The 17,360-nt window shown below is 69.2% G+C and carries 18 protein-coding genes; 15 read left to right on the top strand and 3 right to left on the bottom strand.

The window, feature by feature from the left end:
• The first annotated feature begins 58 nt into the window (after positions 1-58).
• From LK06_RS06485 to LK06_RS06450, 8 genes are all read left to right on the top strand, one after another.
• A complete protein-coding gene (locus LK06_RS06485; RefSeq protein WP_039655357.1) occupies positions 59-829 on the top strand; it encodes a helix-turn-helix transcriptional regulator in 771 nt (256 codons plus the stop codon).
• The gene (gene sufB, locus LK06_RS06480; protein ID WP_039655356.1) at positions 826-2,247 is read left to right on the top strand and encodes a Fe-S cluster assembly protein SufB; all 1,422 of its coding nucleotides are present in this window, start codon (positions 826-828) and stop codon (positions 2,245-2,247) included. The genes LK06_RS06485 and sufB overlap by 4 nt, the downstream gene beginning before the upstream one ends.
• An 80-nt stretch (positions 2,248-2,327) precedes the next feature.
• Positions 2,328-3,548 (top strand): Fe-S cluster assembly protein SufD, encoded by a 1,221-nt coding sequence (sufD, locus tag LK06_RS06475; protein WP_039655355.1) that lies wholly within the window; start codon positions 2,328-2,330, stop codon positions 3,546-3,548.
• Entirely contained in the window at positions 3,545-3,862 is a 318-nt protein-coding gene (locus tag LK06_RS06470; RefSeq protein WP_039655354.1) for a non-heme iron oxygenase ferredoxin subunit, read from the top strand. Before sufD ends, LK06_RS06470 begins: the two co-directional genes overlap by 4 nt.
• Before the next feature lie 7 nt (positions 3,863-3,869).
• Positions 3,870-4,634, top strand: coding sequence for a Fe-S cluster assembly ATPase SufC (gene sufC, locus LK06_RS06465; RefSeq protein WP_039655353.1), 765 nt, complete (start codon positions 3,870-3,872; stop codon positions 4,632-4,634).
• The gene (locus LK06_RS06460) at positions 4,631-5,899 is read left to right on the top strand and encodes a cysteine desulfurase (RefSeq protein WP_039655352.1); all 1,269 of its coding nucleotides are present in this window, start codon (positions 4,631-4,633) and stop codon (positions 5,897-5,899) included. The genes sufC and LK06_RS06460 overlap by 4 nt, the downstream gene beginning before the upstream one ends.
• Before the next feature lie 16 nt (positions 5,900-5,915).
• Positions 5,916-6,383, top strand: coding sequence for a Fe-S cluster assembly sulfur transfer protein SufU (gene sufU / locus LK06_RS06455; protein ID WP_039655351.1), 468 nt, complete (start codon positions 5,916-5,918; stop codon positions 6,381-6,383).
• On the top strand, positions 6,380-6,712 hold the full coding sequence (locus LK06_RS06450; RefSeq protein WP_039655350.1) for a metal-sulfur cluster assembly factor: 333 nt from the start codon (positions 6,380-6,382) through the stop codon (positions 6,710-6,712). The genes sufU and LK06_RS06450 overlap by 4 nt, the downstream gene beginning before the upstream one ends.
• Before the next feature lie 87 nt (positions 6,713-6,799).
• Here LK06_RS06450 and LK06_RS34225 read toward each other — a convergent pair whose 3' ends face one another.
• On the bottom strand, positions 6,800-7,321 hold the full coding sequence (locus LK06_RS34225) for an AbfB domain-containing protein (RefSeq protein WP_234367370.1): 522 nt from the start codon (positions 7,319-7,321) through the stop codon (positions 6,800-6,802).
• A 488-nt stretch (positions 7,322-7,809) separates the two neighbouring features.
• On the opposite strand from LK06_RS34225, the gene LK06_RS06440 reads away from it, so the two are divergent.
• Positions 7,810-8,133: a DMT family transporter gene (locus LK06_RS06440; RefSeq protein ID WP_043408739.1), complete on the top strand. Its 324-nt coding sequence runs from the start codon at positions 7,810-7,812 to the stop codon at positions 8,131-8,133.
• A gap of 208 nt (positions 8,134-8,341) precedes the next feature.
• Positions 8,342-9,328, top strand: coding sequence for a 2,3,4,5-tetrahydropyridine-2,6-dicarboxylate N-succinyltransferase (gene dapD / locus LK06_RS06435; protein ID WP_039655347.1), 987 nt, complete (start codon positions 8,342-8,344; stop codon positions 9,326-9,328).
• A gap of 137 nt (positions 9,329-9,465) precedes the next feature.
• Here dapD and dapA read toward each other — a convergent pair whose 3' ends face one another.
• Positions 9,466-10,383, bottom strand: coding sequence for a 4-hydroxy-tetrahydrodipicolinate synthase (dapA, locus tag LK06_RS06430; protein WP_043408743.1), 918 nt, complete (start codon positions 10,381-10,383; stop codon positions 9,466-9,468).
• Between the two features lie 167 nt (positions 10,384-10,550).
• Here dapA and LK06_RS33670 point away from each other — a divergent pair, with 167 nt between their 5' ends.
• The 3 genes from LK06_RS33670 (at position 10,551) to LK06_RS06420 (ending at position 12,092) form a co-directional block, all read left to right on the top strand.
• Positions 10,551-10,709 carry a hypothetical protein gene (locus tag LK06_RS33670; RefSeq protein ID WP_167747936.1) on the top strand — a complete coding sequence of 53 codons (159 nt, stop codon included), beginning with the start codon at positions 10,551-10,553 and terminating at the stop codon, positions 10,707-10,709.
• Positions 10,706-11,404, top strand: a complete 699-nt coding sequence (locus tag LK06_RS06425; protein ID WP_039655345.1) for a hypothetical protein — start codon at positions 10,706-10,708, stop codon at positions 11,402-11,404. The genes LK06_RS33670 and LK06_RS06425 overlap by 4 nt, the downstream gene beginning before the upstream one ends.
• A 187-nt stretch (positions 11,405-11,591) precedes the next feature.
• Positions 11,592-12,092, top strand: a complete 501-nt coding sequence (locus tag LK06_RS06420) for a DUF3618 domain-containing protein (RefSeq protein ID WP_039655344.1) — start codon at positions 11,592-11,594, stop codon at positions 12,090-12,092.
• Between the two features lie 71 nt (positions 12,093-12,163).
• Here LK06_RS06420 and LK06_RS06415 read toward each other — a convergent pair whose 3' ends face one another.
• Positions 12,164-13,990, bottom strand: coding sequence for an endonuclease/exonuclease/phosphatase family protein (locus LK06_RS06415; protein WP_043408750.1), 1,827 nt, complete (start codon positions 13,988-13,990; stop codon positions 12,164-12,166).
• A 266-nt stretch (positions 13,991-14,256) separates the two neighbouring features.
• On the opposite strand from LK06_RS06415, the gene LK06_RS06410 reads away from it, so the two are divergent.
• Entirely contained in the window at positions 14,257-15,690 is a 1,434-nt protein-coding gene (locus LK06_RS06410; protein WP_043432864.1) for a hypothetical protein, read from the top strand.
• 171 nt (positions 15,691-15,861) lie between these two features.
• Positions 15,862-17,313, top strand: coding sequence for an alkaline phosphatase PhoX (locus tag LK06_RS06405; protein WP_039655341.1), 1,452 nt, complete (start codon positions 15,862-15,864; stop codon positions 17,311-17,313).
• Positions 17,314-17,360 lie beyond the last annotated feature (47 nt).

Genomic DNA, 17,360 nt, shown 5'->3' with positions numbered 1-17,360 from the left:
CGGTCGGTGATCCGGACCGCGCTTGTCAGGCTCTGAGGAATTACGCAACAATGGCGTTGTGAAAAACGTCGGCGAGGCTCGGGAGGCCCCGGTGGGGGCGCCCCAGGAGGAGCTCGCGGCCGTGGTGCGCTCGGACCGTTCGACGCGCAACCGGGTCGCGCGGTCCATCCTGGACCACGGTCCGTCGACCGTCGCCGAACTCGCCGGCCGGCTGGGACTGACCCAGGCGGCCGTCCGGCGTCATCTGGACGCGCTGGTCGTCGACGATGTCGTCGAGGCCCGAGAGCAGCGGGTGTACGGCGCGCGTACGCGTGGCCGTCCCGCGAAGGTCTTCGCGCTCACCGACTGCGGCCGGGACGCCTTCGACCAGTCGTACGACAAGCTGGCCGCGGACGCCCTGCGCTGGATCGCCGAGCGCGAGGGCGGACCCGAGGCCGTCGCCGCCTTCGCCCGTGCCCGGATCGCCGCCCAGGCAGGCGCATACCGCAAGGCGATCGAGAGGGTCGATCCCGATGAGCGCGCGGAAGCACTGGCCAGGGCCTTGAGCGTGGACGGGTACGCTGCTACGGCGCGCAGCGCGCCCCTCCCGCACCAGGGTGAGCAGCTCTGTCAGCACCACTGCCCGGTCGCCCATGTCGCGGAACAGTTCCCGCAGCTGTGCGAGGCGGAGACGGAGATCTTCGCGGAGCTGCTCGGCACCCACGTCCAGCGACTGGCGACCATCGCGCACGGCGACGGCGTCTGCACGACGTTCATCCCCAAGATTTCGAAGTCCGATCACCAGAGCCACCACGCATCTGCAAGCACGGCCGGGAGGAACCCCGCATGACTCTCCCCACGGAGACTGCCCACCCCGAACTCGAGGGTCTGGGCAACTACGAATACGGCTGGGCCGACTCCGACGTGGCCGGTGCCGCCGCCAGGCGCGGCCTCGACGAGGACGTCGTCCGGGACATCTCCGCCAAGAAGTCCGAGCCGGAGTGGATGACCAAGCTCCGCCTCAAGGGTCTGAAGCTCTTCGAGAAGAAGCCCATGCCGAACTGGGGCTCGGACTTGTCGGGCATCGACTTCGACAACATCAAGTACTTCGTGCGCTCCACGGAGAAGCAGGCGGAGTCCTGGGAGGACCTGCCCGAGGACATCAAGAACACCTACGACAAGCTGGGCATCCCGGAGGCCGAGAAGCAGCGCCTGGTCGCCGGCGTGGCCGCCCAGTACGAGTCGGAGGTCGTCTACCACCAGATCCGTGAGGACCTGGAGGAGCAGGGCGTCATCTTCCTCGACACCGACACCGCGCTGAAGGAGCACCCCGAGCTCTTCAAGGAGCACTTCGGCACCGTCATTCCGGCCGGTGACAACAAGTTCGCCGCGTTGAACACCGCCGTGTGGTCCGGTGGCTCCTTCATCTATGTCCCGCCGGGCGTCCACGTGGAGATCCCGCTCCAGGCCTACTTCCGCATCAACACCGAGAACATGGGCCAGTTCGAGCGGACTCTGATCATCGTCGACGAGGGTGCCTACGTGCACTACGTCGAGGGTTGCACGGCCCCGATCTACAAGTCGGACTCGCTGCACTCCGCGGTCGTCGAGATCATCGTCAAGAAGAATGCCCGCTGCCGCTACACGACCATCCAGAACTGGTCGAACAACGTCTACAACCTGGTCACCAAGCGCGCTGTGGCGTACGAGGGCGCGACCATGGAGTGGGTCGACGGCAACATCGGCTCCAAGGTGACGATGAAGTACCCGGCCGTCTACCTGATGGGCGAGCACGCCAAGGGCGAGACCCTGTCCATCGCCTTCGCGGGCGAGGGCCAGCACCAGGACGCCGGCGCCAAGATGGTCCACATGGCACCGAACACGTCGTCCAACATCGTCTCCAAGTCGGTGGCGCGCGGCGGCGGCCGCACCTCCTACCGCGGTCTGATCGAGATCGGCGAGGGCGCCGCCGGTTCCAAGTCCAACGTCCTGTGCGACGCGCTGCTGGTCGACACGGTCTCCCGGTCCGACACCTACCCGTACGTCGACGTCCGCGAGGACGACGTGTCCATGGGCCACGAGGCCACCGTCTCCAAGGTCTCCGAGGACCAGCTCTTCTACTTGATGAGCCGTGGTCTCTCCGAGGACGAGGCGATGGCGATGATCGTGCGCGGCTTCGTCGAGCCGATCGCCAAGGAACTGCCCATGGAGTACGCGCTGGAACTCAACCGGCTGATCGAGCTGCAGATGGAGGGGGCGGTCGGCTGACCTGCCACCCGTCCGGTAGCTAGCGGCCCGCCCCGGGGCGGGCCGAGGATCGCAATAGGAAAGAGAGCAACACGACAGCCATGGCCGAGGCCCAGAACTCCCCCACCCTCGACTCCGCTCGGGCGGGTGGACCCCCACCGGCCGGGTCCACCACCGCGGGCTCGATCGCGGTCGCCGCGGAGTCGACCGTCGTCTCGCGCATGAGCGCGCCCCCGTCCTTCGCCGTGGCGGACTTCCCGGTCCCGCACGGACGTGAAGAGGAGTGGCGGTTCACCCCGCTGGAGCGGTTGCGCGGGCTGCACGACGGCACTGCCGTCGCCACTGGCGAGGGCGTGAAGGTCGACGTCCGGGCCCCCGAGGGCGTCACCGTCGAAACCGTCGGCCGTGATGATGCGCGGCTCGGCAAGGCGGGCACCCCGGTGGACCGCGTGGCCGCCCAGGCGTACTCCGCCTTCGAGAAAGCCTCGGTCGTCACCGTCCCGAAGGAAACCGTCCTCACCGAGCCGGTCCGCATCTCGGTGCACGGCGAGGGCGGCACCGCCTTCGGCCACCAGGTGATCGAACTGGGTGCCTTCGCCGAGGCCGTCGTGGTCATCGACCACACGGGCGACGCGGTGTTGGCCGCCAACGTCGACTACATCCTCGGTGACGGCGCCAAGCTGACCGTCGTCTCCGTGCAGGACTGGGACGACAAGGCCGTCCACGTCGCCCAGCACAACGCCCTGGTCGGCCGCGACGCCTCCGTCAAGTCCGTGGTCGTCACCTTCGGAGGCGACGTGGTCCGCCTGCACCCGCGCGTCACCTACGCGGGCCCCGGCGGCGAGGCCGAGCTGTTCGGCCTGTACTTCACCGATGCCGGGCAGCACCAGGAGCACCGTCTGCTGGTCACCCACAACACCCCGCACTGCAAGTCGAACGTCGTCTACAAGGGCGCGCTCCAGGGCGACGACGCGCACGCGGTCTGGATCGGCGACGTGCTCATCGAGGCCGCGGCCGAGGGCACGGACACCTACGAGATGAACCGCAACCTGGTCCTCACGGACGGCGCGCGGGTCGACTCGGTGCCCAACCTGGAGATCGAGACTGGTGAGATCGTCGGTGCCGGCCACGCCTCCGCCACTGGCCGTTTCGACGACGAGCAGCTCTTCTACCTGATGGCCCGCGGCATCCCGGAGCACGAGGCCCGCCGTCTCGTAGTCCGCGGCTTCTTCGCCGAGCTGGTCCAGCAAATCGGTGTCGCCGACATCGAGGAGCGCCTGCTCGCCAAGATCGAAGAGGAGCTGGAGGCTTCGGTCGCATGACCTTCGTACGCGCCTGCGGGCTGAGCGAGCTGGAGGAGGACACCCCGAAGCGGGTGGAACTCGATGGCACGCCGGTCTCGGTCGTGAAGACCGAGGGCGAGGTGTTCGCGATCCACGACATCTGCTCCCATGCGAACGTCTCCCTCTCCGAGGGCGAGGTGGAGGACTGCCAGATCGAGTGCTGGCTGCACGGCTCCGCCTTCGACCTGCGCACCGGCAAGCCGTCCGGCCTCCCCGCCACGCGCCCCGTCCCCGTATACCCCGTAAAGATCGAAGGGGACGACGTTCTCGTCTCCGTCACCCAGGAGTCCTGAGGCACCCATGGCAACGCTTGAAATCCGAGACCTGCACGTCACCGTCGAGGCCGACAACGCCACGAAGGAGATCCTCAAGGGCGTCGACCTCACCGTGAAGCAGGGCGAGACGCACGCCATCATGGGCCCCAACGGCTCGGGCAAGTCGACCCTCGCCTACTCCCTCGCGGGTCACCCGAAGTACACGGTCACCAGCGGCACCGTGCTGCTCGACGGCGAGGACGTCCTGGAGATGTCCGTGGACGAGCGCGCCCGCGCGGGCCTGTTCCTGGCGATGCAGTACCCGGTCGAGGTGCCCGGCGTCTCGGTCTCCAACTTCCTGCGCACCTCCGCCACCGCCATCCGCGGCGAGGCCCCCAAGCTGCGCACCTGGGTGAAGGAGGTCAAGGAGGCCATGCAGCGCCTCAACATGGACCCCTCCTTCGCCGAGCGCAACGTCAACGAGGGCTTCTCCGGCGGTGAGAAGAAGCGCCACGAGATCCTCCAACTGGAGCTGCTCAAGCCGAAGATCGCGGTCCTGGACGAGACGGACTCCGGCCTGGACGTCGATGCGCTCCGCATCGTCTCCGAGGGCGTCAACCGCGTCCGCGAGACCGGCGAGGTCGGCACCCTGCTGATCACGCACTACACGCGCATCCTGCGCTACATCAAGCCCGACCACGTCCACGTGTTCGCCGGCGGACGCATCGTCGAGTCCGGCGGTCCGGAGCTCGCGGACAAGCTGGAGAACGAGGGCTACGAGGCATACGTGAAGGGTGGCGCATCCGCGTGACACCTACCCGCCATGGGCTCCCCGGCCTCCTCGACACCGAGGCGATCCGCAAGGACTTCCCCGTCCTGGACCGGCTGGTCCACGACGGCAAGAAGCTCGTGTACCTGGACAACGCGGCGACATCGCAGAAGCCGCGCCAGGTGCTGGACGCTGTGAGCGAGTACTACGAGCGCCACAACGCCAACGTCCACCGCGGTGTGCACGTGCTCGCCGAGGAGGCCACGGCGCTGTACGAGGGTGCGCGCGACAAGGTGGCGGAGTTCATCAACGCACCGAGCCGGGACGAGGTGATCTTCACCAAGAACGCCTCCGAGTCGCTGAACCTCGTGGCGAACATGCTCGGCTGGGCCGAGGAGCCCTACCGGGTGGACCACGAGACCGAGATCGTCATCACGGAGATGGAGCACCACTCCAACATCGTGCCGTGGCAGTTGCTGGCGCAGCGCACGGGCGCGAAGCTGAAGTGGTTCGGCTTGGACGACGACGGTCGGCTCGACCTGTCCAACGTCGACGAGATCATCACGGAGAAGACGAAGATCGTCTCTTTCGTGTTGGTGTCGAACATCCTGGGCACCCTCAACCCGGTCGAGGCGATAGTGCGCCGCGCGCAGGAGGTCGGCGCACTGGTCTGCGTCGATGCCTCGCAGGCCGCCCCGCACATGCCGGTGGACGTGCAGGCACTCCAGGCCGACTTCGTGGCCTTCACCGGTCACAAGATGTGCGGCCCGACGGGCATCGGTGTCCTGTGGGGCCGCCAGGAGCTGCTGGAGGACCTGCCTCCGTTCCTGGGCGGCGGCGAGATGATCGAGACCGTCTCAATGCACTCGTCCACCTACGCCCCGGCGCCGCACAAGTTCGAGGCGGGTACGCCGCCGGTCGCCCAGGCGGTCGGTCTCGGCGCGGCGATCGACTACCTCCAGGCGATCGGCATGGACAAGATCTTCGCCCATGAGCACGCGCTGACCGAGTATGCCGTCCGGCGCCTGGCGGAGGTCCCCGACCTGAAGATCATCGGTCCGGCCACGGCCGAGGACCGAGGAGCCGCGATCTCCTTCACACTGGGCGACATCCATCCGCACGACGTGGGCCAGGTCCTGGACGAGCAGGGCATTGCGGTCCGTGTGGGTCACCACTGCGCCCGTCCGGTCTGCCTCCGCTACGGAATTCCCGCGACCACACGAGCGTCGTTCTATCTGTACTCCACGCCGACCGAGATCGATGCTCTGGTCGAGGGCCTGGAGCACGTACGGAACTTCTTCGGTTGAAGGGCGTGCTGAAAAGGTGAAGCTGGACTCGATGTACCAGGAAGTCATCCTGGACCACTACAAGAACCCGCACGGGCGTGGTCTGAGGGATGGCGACGCCGAGGTGCACCACGTGAACCCGACGTGCGGCGACGAGATCACCCTCCGTGTGAAGTACGACGGCACCAGGATCGAGGACGTCTCGTACGAGGGTCAGGGCTGCTCCATCAGCCAGGCCTCCGCCTCGGTGCTGAACGACCTCCTCGTCGGCAAGGACCTGGCCGAGGCACAGAAGATCCAGGAGACCTTCCTGGAGCTGATGCAGTCCAAGGGCAAGATCGAACCGGACGACGCGATGGAGGACGTCCTGGAGGACGCGGTCGCGTTCGCCGGTGTCTCCAAGTACCCCGCCCGGGTTAAGTGCGCCCTCCTCAGCTGGATGGCGTGGAAGGACGCGACGGCCCAGGCGCTCGGTGGCGCCGACGCCGAAAGGAAGACGGCATGACCGACACCGTTGAGACGAAGCCGGCCTCGGAGGAGGAACTCCGCGAGGCCCTGATGGACGTGGTCGACCCCGAGCTGGGCATCGACGTCGTCAACCTCGGCCTGATCTACGGCATCCACGTCGACGACTCCAACGTGGCGACCATCGACATGACCCTGACCTCGGCGGCCTGCCCGCTGACGGACGTCATCGAGGACCAGGCCAAGTCCGCCACCGACGGTCTCGTCAACGAACTGCGGATCAACTGGGTCTGGATGCCGCCGTGGGGTCCGGACAAGATCACGGACGACGGGCGCGAGCAGCTTCGGGCGCTCGGTTTCAACGTCTGAGGAAGAGCCCGTGAAGGGGGCCGTGGCGGGATGCCATGGCCCCCTTCCGTACGCCTGGGGCTCCGGGCGCCCGGACCTCCCGGGTGCTCAGGCGAGCCCGTCGACCAGGAGGAACGCCGAGTCGGCCCGGTAGAGGTCGGTGTTCTGGTACGGATCCAGAACCAGCCGGGAATCCTGGTGGCGCAGAAAGCGGCCGGGCCGGTTGAGCGACTCCAGCATGGTCGCTCCGGTGAAGGAGGACGGACGTGGGCAGAAGGTGGCGTCCTGCTCGAACAGCCGTGAGCCGTCGTCGTGTTCGGCGTGCAGCAGGCCGTTCCGGTGGCGCAGGTAGTCGCCGTCCGCCGTTTCGAACGAGTAGCAGCCGCTCTTCGCCAGGCCCTTGACCAGACTGAAGGTGGCCGCGCTGCGGGCGGCGGGTGAGGTGGCCGGACCGAGCTTCAGGTCGCCGCCGTTGGTCTGCCAGTAGCGGTCGGGGCGGTTGAGGGAGCGGACGGACCGGTGAAGTGCGGCCGGATTCGAGGAAGTTCCCTGTTGCGCTGCGGCCTTGGAGGCGTCGGGTCGCGGCTCGCCGGTGCCTGCGACGCGGGAGGCGGCCCCCGTACGAGACACGGGCGAGGGTATGCCGTTCCGGCCCTTCGGCGGGGCGGCCGTGCCTGACGGCGATGAGGCGGAGGAAGGCGTGCCGGAGCCGTCGTCCGTCGGTGTTCCGGCCGCGGCCGGGGCCGCCTTCGGTCCGGGGCCCCTGTCGTGCAGAGCAGCCGCGGCCAGCCCGGCGGCGACGGCTGCCAGGGCCAGGGCGCCGGCCCAGAGCTTCCGGGTTGGAAGGGCCCCGGTGCCGTCAGGCGTCCAGCCTCTGTCCCGGGACTCGTGCTGTGGGGAGCGGGGGGTGTTTTCAGGCATACGTGGTTCTCCGCCGCCGCCCGGGGAGCCGGGGGCGTGAGGGTCGGGTGAACAAAACGTGAGGCAGACGTGATGCCGTGGGGCCGCACAGTAATGGAGCCGGGGGCGGCCGGAGGGTGTTTCCGTGAGCGCATGCCACGAAAGGCGGATTTTCAGTTCGCGCACGCCCGCGAGCCTCGTTGTGTACGCTCGTACACATGGGCTACTTGTTGCTCGTCGGCGCCATTGCCGCCGAGGTCACCGCGACGACGGCGATGAAGTACAGCTTTGGATTCAGCAGGCTCTGGCCCTCGCTCGTGACGGCCGTGGGCTACCTCGTCTCCTTCGTGCTGCTTGCCCGCACGCTGAAGACCGTGCAGATCGGGACGGCGTACGCGATCTGGTCCGGTGCGGGCACAGCGGCTGTGGCCGTCCTCGGTCTGCTGCTGTTCGGGGAGGGAATGAGCACGACCAGGCTCGCCGGGATCCTGCTGATCATCACTGGGGTCGTGGTCCTGAACCTGGGCGGGGCGCCGCACTGAACCGGTGTCGTGGACGCCGGCGGCGTCCCGGCGGACACCATCGGTCTCGCGGTGGGCCTCGCGTATGTACCCGGGTGGTGGTCGTCCGGGCGCACACCCGCGAGACGCGCCGGTCAGGGTGACGCCCTGACCGGCGCGTTCGACCGGCAGGCGAGACGGCCTGGGATCGGTTGGCTTCGGTGACCCCACCCACGTTAGGTTTTCTCCCATGACCGACTCTGCTTCCCGTGTCACCGGCGCCGTTGCCGCCGGCCTCGCCACGATCGCCTCCGACGGTTCCGTTCTCGACACCTGGTTCCCGGCTCCCGAACTGGTCGCGGAGCCCGGTCCGGCCGGCACCGAGCGGCTGACCGCTGAGCAGGCGGTAGAACTGCTGGGCAGCGGCGCGTCCGCGGCGATCGGCCCGGACAGCCGCCGGGGCGTCGAGGTGGTCGCGGTGCGCACGGTCATCGCCTCCCTGGACGAGAAGCCGATCGACGCGCACGACGCCTACCTCCGTCTGCACCTGCTCTCGCACCGACTGGTCAAGCCGCACGGACAGAGCCTGGACGGCGTCTTCGGCCACCTCGCCAACGTCGCCTGGACCTCGCTGGGCCCGGTCGCCGTGGACGACATCGAGAAGGTGCGGCTGAACGCCCGCTCCGAAGGCCTGCACCTGCAGGTGACGTCGATCGACAAGTTCCCGCGCATGACGGACTACGTCGTCCCCAAGGGCGTGCGCATCGCCGACGCCGACCGGGTCCGGTTGGGCGCGCACCTCGCCGCGGGCACCACGGTCATGCACGAGGGATTCGTCAACTTCAACGCCGGCACCCTCGGCACCTCCATGGTCGAGGGCCGGATCTCCGCGGGTGTCGTGGTCGGCGACGGCTCGGACATCGGCGGCGGCGCGTCCACCATGGGCACCCTGTCCGGTGGTGGCAACGTGATCATCTCCATCGGTGAGCGCTGCCTGATCGGCGCCGAGGCGGGCGTCGGTATCGCGCTCGGCGACGAGTGCGTGGTCGAGGCCGGCCTGTACATCACCGCGGGTACCCGGGTCACCATGCCCGACGGGCAGATCGTCAAGGCCCGCGAGCTGAACGGTGCCTCCAACATCCTCTTCCGCCGCAACTCGGTCACCGGTGTGGTCGAGGCCCGTCCGAACAACGCGGTCTGGGGTGGCCTGAACGACATCCTGCACAGCCACAACTGACGGACGGCGGCCGTGACCTGCGGCTGCCCACGGACCCCGCCTCGGCCTGCTGCCGAGTTGCCGACGGTGAACGGCGGTCGTCACCGGTGACCGCCCTTCCGCCAGGTTCACGGGGCCGCCGCGGCCGTGAGCGGTGATCAGGGCAGGGCGGGTGGGTCCGCCGCCAGCCGCTCGTAGTGCGCCAGCAGCTCGTCGGCCGCCTCCTGCCCGGCGGGCAGCAAGGGTGCGCGCACCGGGCCGGCGGGCAGCCCGAGCCGGGACAGCAGGGCCTTCGCGGTGACCGTGCCCGGCAGCCCGGCCTCCGTCATTGCCCCGATCAATGGCGTTGCCTTCAGCTGCAGTTCGGCCGCCTGGGCGGTGTCGCCACGGTCGAAGGCGTCGAGGATCGCGGCGATGTGACCGGGTACGGCGTTCGCGACCGTACTCACGCAGCCGGCCGCGCCGACCGCGTACAGGGGGAGCACGTGCTCATCGCACCCCGCGTAGTACGCCAGCTCCGTGTGCGCGAGCACCCGTTGGGTGCCGAGGAAATCGTAGGAACAGTCCTTGACGGCCACGACCCGCGGGTGTTCCGCGAGACGGATCATCGTGTCCGGTTCGATCCGGGTGCCGGTGCGGCCCGGAATGTCGTAGACCATCACCGGCAGGGTGCTCGCGTCGGCGACGGCGAGGAAGTGGGCGGCCACGGCCTCCTGCGGCGGCCTGCTGTAGTACGGCGTCACCACCAGGACGCCGTTGGCGCCCGCCTCGCCGGCCGCGAGGGCCCGTTCGACCGTGTGCCGGGTGTCGGACGTACCCACGCCCGCGACGAGCGTGGTCCGGTCGTCCACCGCCGCCCGGACGGCCGCGATCAGCGCTGTCTTCTCGGTGTCCGTGGTGGTGGGCGACTCGCCCGTGGTGCCGCTGAGGACCAGGCCGTCACAGCCCTGCGTCACCAGCCGCGCCGCCAGGTTCTGGGCCCCGTCCAGATCCAGAGCGCCGGCCTCAGTGAAGGGCGTGATCATGGCGCAGAGCGTGCGACCGAAGGGTGGTGCGGGCTTGCGTGTGCTCGTCATGGAAGCAGTCTCGACACCAGATTGGTATAGCTCTACTTAATTTTTCTATGGGGTATCGATAAGTTCTGCTGATGCGTCCGAGGGTGATCGAAGGCCCTGTGTCCACCTTGGTGCGTAATGCGTCACTATGGCAGGAGGGGTACCGACCTCAGGTCATGGGAGGCGCCATGAAGCTAGGCAAGGCACTGGCCACCGGGGTCGCCGAAGAGCGGCCGCTCGTCCACGAAGAAGAAGCGCAGGTCCCCGAGGAGATCGTCCACACCGGGCCGGCCGAACCCGCTGAACCGGCCGAGTCGGCCCGCGAAGAGGTTCCGGCCGTCCGATGAGGCTGCGGCTCCCCGCGGAACGCCCGACGGAGCCGCCGACCGGATACAAGATCGCTCACCTGATGCTGTCCCAGGACGGCATCAGGGCCGGGTTCGCCGGTGTCTCGCTGGGCGGTGCGCTGCCGTACGGCGTGCTTGACAACGCCTGCTGCCTCTACGGTCGTAGGCATCGCCCGCCTGCGCGTCTGTGTGACTGCGGCTTCTACTGCGTCCACGACCGTACGGCCGCTGCGGCCCTGTTGTGCACCGCCGAGCACCGCATGGCGGCCCTGCTCCAGGTCTCCGTGCTCGGCGCCTACATCCGATTCGAGCGCGGCTTCCGTTACGCCCGGCAGCGGGTGCGCGCGGCGACGGTGGGGCCGTGCACCTGTGGAGGCTCCGCCGTCGCGCTCGCCGACGCCGGCTGGGGCAGACCCGGCTGGCGGGCCCTGGTCCCCGTCTGCACGAGGTGCGGGCACGGGCCCACCTCCGTCCCGCTCGCCGGATTCGCCCGGCTGGCCGGGGAGGGGCTGCAGGTGGTGGCGGGAGGTGGCGGCACGGGTCCTGCCCCGACTGCCCAGCCGGCGGCCGGCGCCGAGCCGGGTGTACCGGAACTCGCCGCGGAAGCCGCTCTGTTGCAGGCGCGCCTGGACTGGTTCCAGACCCAACTCACGCGCCTGGGGGAGCGCGGTGGTGGGGAAGGAGAAGACGGCTGAGGGGCTCCGGGGCCGGGTGGTGCCTGGATGCTTCGCGCGCAGAAGGGACGGAACACCGTGACCGTCACCTGGCAGGCACGGCCCCGGGTGAAGGGCACCGCTGCACGGGCGAACTCGGCATCCGGGCCGCCGAATGGCTCGCCCGGCAGACCCTCAGGCGGGACGTGATCAGGGAAAGGGCACGGCGATGACACACAGGACCCCGCACGGTTCGGGTGCCAAGGGCCCCGACGAACTGCGGCAGCAGATCGAGCGGACCAGGAGCCGGCTCGGTGACACGGTTGCCCAGCTGATGGGCAGGGCGGACGTGACATCCCGGGCGCTGGCCAGGGCCGCTGACGTGAGGGACAAGGCCGGAGCCATGACCGTACAGTTGCGGGCGGCTGGCACGGGACACGCGGTGCAGGACGGGGTGGCCAAAGCCGGTCACGCGGTGCAGGGCACGGCCACCAGGGCGGGACATGCAGTCCGGGGCGGCGCCGCCAGGGCCGGCCATGCGGCACAGAGCACGGTGGCGCAGGCCGGACACGCCGTACAGGGCGCCGGACACGTCGTCGAGCAGCACGCCCCGCAGCCTGTGCGCAGTCTCACCCGGGCCGCGCTCCGCCATCCGCGTCCCCTGATGGCCGTGGGCGCCGCGGGCGCCGCCGTTGTCACCATGGGTGTCCTACGCCACCGACACCACTGACCGCGGATGGGGCGCGGGCCGGTGGGGCCGGCTGAATCGAGTGTCCAGCCGGCCCCGGACCGGGCGCGGGCCTACGGCCGGAACCGCAGCACCTGCGGATCGTGGTCGCTGATCTGGTCGTTGAACTCCGAGTTGATGTGCACGCTGTCGTACTTGAGGTGGCCGTGGTGCCGGATCGCCGGGCTGACCAGGATTTGGTCCAGGACCTGCTCGTTGCCCTGGTAGTCGTAGGTGTAACGCTCACTCCTGGGCAGCGACTTGATGGCTGACCACAGTTCGCCGTGCCCTTCGAGGATCTTCGCGGTCTCGGAGAACTCGAAGTCGTTCATGTCGCCGAGCGCGATGACGCGCGCGTTCTTCTGGACCGACAAGATGTCCTTGACGAAGGCGTTCACCTCGGTCGCCTGTGCGTGGCGCTGGATCTCCGACTTGCGTACCGGCGGCTGGTACTGCGAGGTCAGGCTCTGGTCACCGCCCTTGGAGTCGAGGTGGTTGGAGATCACGAAGACCGTCTTGCCGTGGAAGCGGAATTCGCCGGCCAGCGGCTTGCGGCTGTCCTCCCAGGCCGCGTTCGTCGGATCGATGCGGCCGGGGGAGACCGTCAGAGCGGCCTTGCCGCGCACCTTGGTGACGCCGACCGAGGTGGTGGAGTCGCCGCCCGGACGGTCCACGAAGGACACTCGCTTCGGGTTGAACAGGAACACGTTGCGGATGTTGCCGCCGGGCTGGCCGCCGTCCTGGTCGTTGACCGGGTTGATCGAGCGCCAGTCGTACTTCGGGCCGCCGGCCGCGACGATCGCGTCGATCAGTTTGTTCACGGTCGCGCTCGCGTCAACCGTGCCGTCGTTCGTGGCGCCGTTGTTGTCCTGGATCTCCTCCAGGGACAGGATGTCCGGCGACTGCAGGTTGTTCACGATCGCGGCGGCGTGCGCGTCGAAGGTGTCGTCGGACGGGTCGAGGTTCTCGACGTTGTACGTCGCCACCGCCAGCTGGCGGCAGCTCTGCTTTTTGGTGGTCTCCCGCTTCAGCCCGCCGCTCTTGAGCGAGCCGAGTTCGTTCGCGACCAGGGTGTAGCCGCCGAACTGGTTGTAGTCCAGCGGGCCGGTGGTGGCGCCCTGGAGGGTGTCGCCGACGTTCGCCTTCGGGAAGTCGGCGGTGGAGCCCAGCGACTGGATCTGCAGCCGACCGGTGTTCTGGGAGTTGTAGGAGCCGTAGACCGTGCCGCCGCGGCGGTTGCGGTGCTCCCACGGCTTCACCGTGACCCACAGCTCGCTGTAGCGGTTGCTCGCGGTGACCACGCGGGCGTCGGCGACCTGGACGTTCATGCCCTCCAGGGACTCGAAGTAGTCCAGGGCGTACGTGGACGGTTCCAGCGGCAGCCCGTTGATCGAGCCGCTGGCGGCGGTGTCGCCCTGCGGGGCGTAGGCGTCCGGCACCGAGTTCCTGTCGATGACCACCGGTGCCGGGACCGCGTTGCCCGTGGAGACGGTGGTGACGGCCGGTCTGGTGATCTCCGTTACTGACTGGTTGCCGGAGGAAGTGCCGCCCGGGACGTACTCGGAGACCCTGCCGGACACCGTCACCGAGTCGCCGACCGCGACCTTCGGCTTGGAGCCGGTGTAGACGAACACGCCTTCACTGGTCGCCGGGTTGTCGTCCGGGTTCGGATCCTGCAACCAGAAGCCCTTGGAGGAGCCGTAGGTGCGCGTGGCCGTGACGATGCCGGGGACGTCGGTCACGTTCTGCCCGGCCAGCGGCGATATTCGGGTCGTGCCCTGGATGTCATGGATGCGCACCGAGTCGGCGTGCGCGGGCGAGGTGAGGACGACGGTGGACGCCGCGCTGCAGACAGCGGCGACGGTGAGCGCGGCGAGGCGCGCAGAAGACCTGCTCGGCAAGGTATCCCTCCGGGGACGTGCGTGAACGCCGGGACGAGGAGTGGAACGGGAGCGTGCGGGGTTGGTAGCCCTCTGTGACACGCGTAGAGCCGAGTGAACAGTTGTCCCCCGAACCTCTACGCGCGTCAATCTCCTGCCTACGGGCGGGAGTTGTCAAGGTTTCGGCCATGTACGGGAGCTGACGAGGAGATGAACCGGGCGGCATGGGTGTAAATCCGTCTAGGCTGAGCGGCTGAGTCCGTTCACGGTCCGAGGAGAACCAGCCGATGTCAGACAGCTCCCCCCTGCCGCCCGCGCGGCTGCACCCCGAAGCGGAGCTGGCGCGCGCCGCGCTGTCCACGCCCCTGCTCTCCCGAGCTGCCCGCCTCGCCCGCTGGGTCGGGCCCGACACCCGTGTGGACGCCGGCGGTGGGCTCGTCGAGGAGCAGCTGCCGGCTGCCGCCGGACTGCTCGGGCTGACCGGCACCGACGCCGCCGCGTACGCGAGCGAAGCGTGGCGGGTCGCCCTGGACGCAGGCCTGGTCGAGATCGCGGACGAGGAAGCCGGCACCGTACGGGCGGGGGAGGACCTCGCCCTGCTCACCGGTGGCTCCCCGCACGACGTGCTCGAGGTATGGCTCGCCGCCTTGGAGGTTGTGCTGGCCGACGCGAGCGTGCCCGACCTGGACGGTCTGGTTGACACCCTGGGCGAGGAGGGGGAGATCGATTTCTCGTCACTCGACTGGGACCAGGAGGCCGAGGCGGAGTTCCTCGACGGTGTCCTCGGCAACCTCTATCTGCTGACCGTGAGTGAAGACGTCCCCGCCGGCGAACCGGTACCGTTGCCCGCCCTCGCCGCCTCGATGATCGTCCCCGACGGCATGGGCGAACCCACCAACGACGTCCTGGAACAGGTCTCCGACGCGATGATGCGGCTCGATGACCAGTTCCGCATGCTGGAGCCGGTCGGACTCGTGGAGTACCAGCCGGTGGACGAGGCCCTGATGGCGGACACCGGGGATTCCGTCGGGGAACCCGCGCCGGTGGACGACGCCGACGTCTCCCGCTACGGCATGGTCCGGCTCACTCCACTCGGCGTGTACGGACTCCGGGCGCGGCTGCTGGAGGCTGGATTCGCGGCGCCCGCCGTCGGTGAACTCGCCGACAAGGGGGCGGACGTGCTGCTCGATGGAATGGCGCACTTCGGTCAGTCCGCCGCCTGGGCCGAGACCGAGCAGTGGCTCGCTCGCCGTGAACCTCCGGTGGCGGCAGAAGAGTTGCTGACCGCGGCACGAGGCGCGGACACGGGTGCTCCGCTACGGCGACTGCGCTGTCAGCAGGCGCTGTCATTGGTGGGCGAGGAGGCCGAGCCCGCGGTGCGGGACGTCCTCGACGATCCCGAGCTGGGCGGGCTCGCCCGGGTGTGGCTGAGTGAACGGGGTGCCGCCGGAGTGCCGGCACCCTCGGAGGAACTGGTGTTCTGGCTGACCGTCGACACAGTCGCAGCACAGCTTCAGGCCGAGGGGAACTCCGAGGAACTCCAGGCACTGGTCGAGGGGCTGGCCGAGCAGCACAGCGGTTTCTTCGCGGCGGCGTGGCGGGTGGACCACCCGGCCACCGCGGACGTACTGGAGGCGATGGGGCGGCTGCACCCGGACAAGAGGGTGGCCAAGGAGGCCCGGAAGGCCGCTTTCAAGGCCCGCTCGCAGCGCGGGGGTTGAGGGGGCGACACGGCCGGTGCTGGTGCCGATCATGGGGTGCTGCAGGCGGATTCTCGAACAGGGACCTCGGGAGTAGGCCGGCGTTCAACTCCCGTTCAGAAGGGGACGGGAGCGTGTGCGACGGACCGAGGTCCGCCACCTTGGCGACACCCCACCGTCACAGGAGACACCATGTCGCTCACCCACAGGGACTTCGCCAGGACCTCCGCGAAGACCGGTGCCGGGGTCGTCCTGGCGGGCAGCGTCGGCGCGCTGGCCAGCGCGCCGAACGCCCTTGCGTCCACCGAGACCGCCATCGAGGGCGCGGACGACGTGACAGCGCACGGCCACCACGGCGTCGGCTACGGTCCGCTGATCCCCGACCCGGACGGCATCCTGGCCCTGCCCGCAGGCTTCCGGTACCGGATCGTCACCTACACCGGTAGGACCAGGCTGGAATCCGGCGAGTTCACCCCCTCCCACCACGACGGCACCTCCGCCTTCGACGGCCCCCGCGGCGCCACCCTCCTGGTCAACAACCACGAGCTGAAGGGCCCGCGCGCCAACTGGACGTACCCGGTGCCGCTCATCGGGGGCCTGGTCTACGACCCAGCCGCCGCCGGTGGCTGCACGGTGGTCGAGGTTCGCCGTGAACACGTTGCCGAGTGGGTCGGCATCGCCGGCACCTCCACCAACTGCGCGGGCGGCACCACCCCGTGGAACACCTGGCTGACCTGCGAGGAGACCGAGGACAAGGCCGGTCAGAACGGCATGACCAAGGACCACGGCTACGTCTTCGAGGTGGACCCCACCGACCGCCGGTCCAACCGTGATCCCGAGCCGGTGAAGGCGCTCGGCCGCTACGCCCACGAGGCCGTCGTGGTCGATCCCCGGCGTGGGCACCTCTACCTCACCGAGGACGCCTCCGGCCCCAGCGGGCTGCTCTACCGCTGGACCCCGCCGGAGGGCTTCCGGCATGGCCGCGGCCGTCTGCGCACCCTCGCCGCCGACGCGGGTGTGCTCGCGGCCCTCAGATGCTTCGATTCGGGTGGCCGGTTCGTGGACGACCTGTCCCGTGCCACCAGGACCGGCACGGTCTACGGCGTCGACTGGGTGGAGGTACCCGACCGGGATGCCCGGGAGGTCTCCGTCCGCAAGCAGTTCACCGAAGGCGAGGTCACCCGCGCCCGCAAGCTGGAGGGCATGTGGTGGGGTGACGGCGGCGCCTACATCGTCTCCTCCTTCGCGCGTGCGGAGAGCCCCGTCCAGCACGACGGCCAGGTCTGGTTCTATGACCCCAGGCGCCGCACGCTGACTCTGAAGGTGTTGTTGGGCGTGAACCCCGACCCGTCCGCCGAGGGCGGCTTCGACGGACCCGACAACATCACCGTCTCACCGTACGGCGGCCTGGTCGTCGCCGAGGACGGTGACGGCATCCAGCACCTGTTCGGTGCCACGGACAGCGGCCGCACCTATCCGATCGCCCGCAACGAGCTGAACATCGGCACCGAGCAGGAGCCCGAGTACAGCGAGTTCACCGGCGTCACCTTCTCGCCCGACGGCGGGACTCTGTTCGCCAACATCCAGGAACCGGGCGTCATGCTGGCCATCACGGGGCCCTGGAAGCGGCAGAGGCGCGGCTGAACCACCGCCGCGCACAGTCCGTCCGGCCACGATCGCAGGTGACCGGG

The sequence above is a fragment of the Streptomyces pluripotens genome, from assembly GCF_000802245.2.
Lineage (GTDB): Bacteria > Actinomycetota > Actinomycetes > Streptomycetales > Streptomycetaceae > Streptomyces > Streptomyces pluripotens.
Note: the sequence above shows the minus strand (reverse complement) of the source record. Positions and strands in the feature narration are given on the sequence as shown.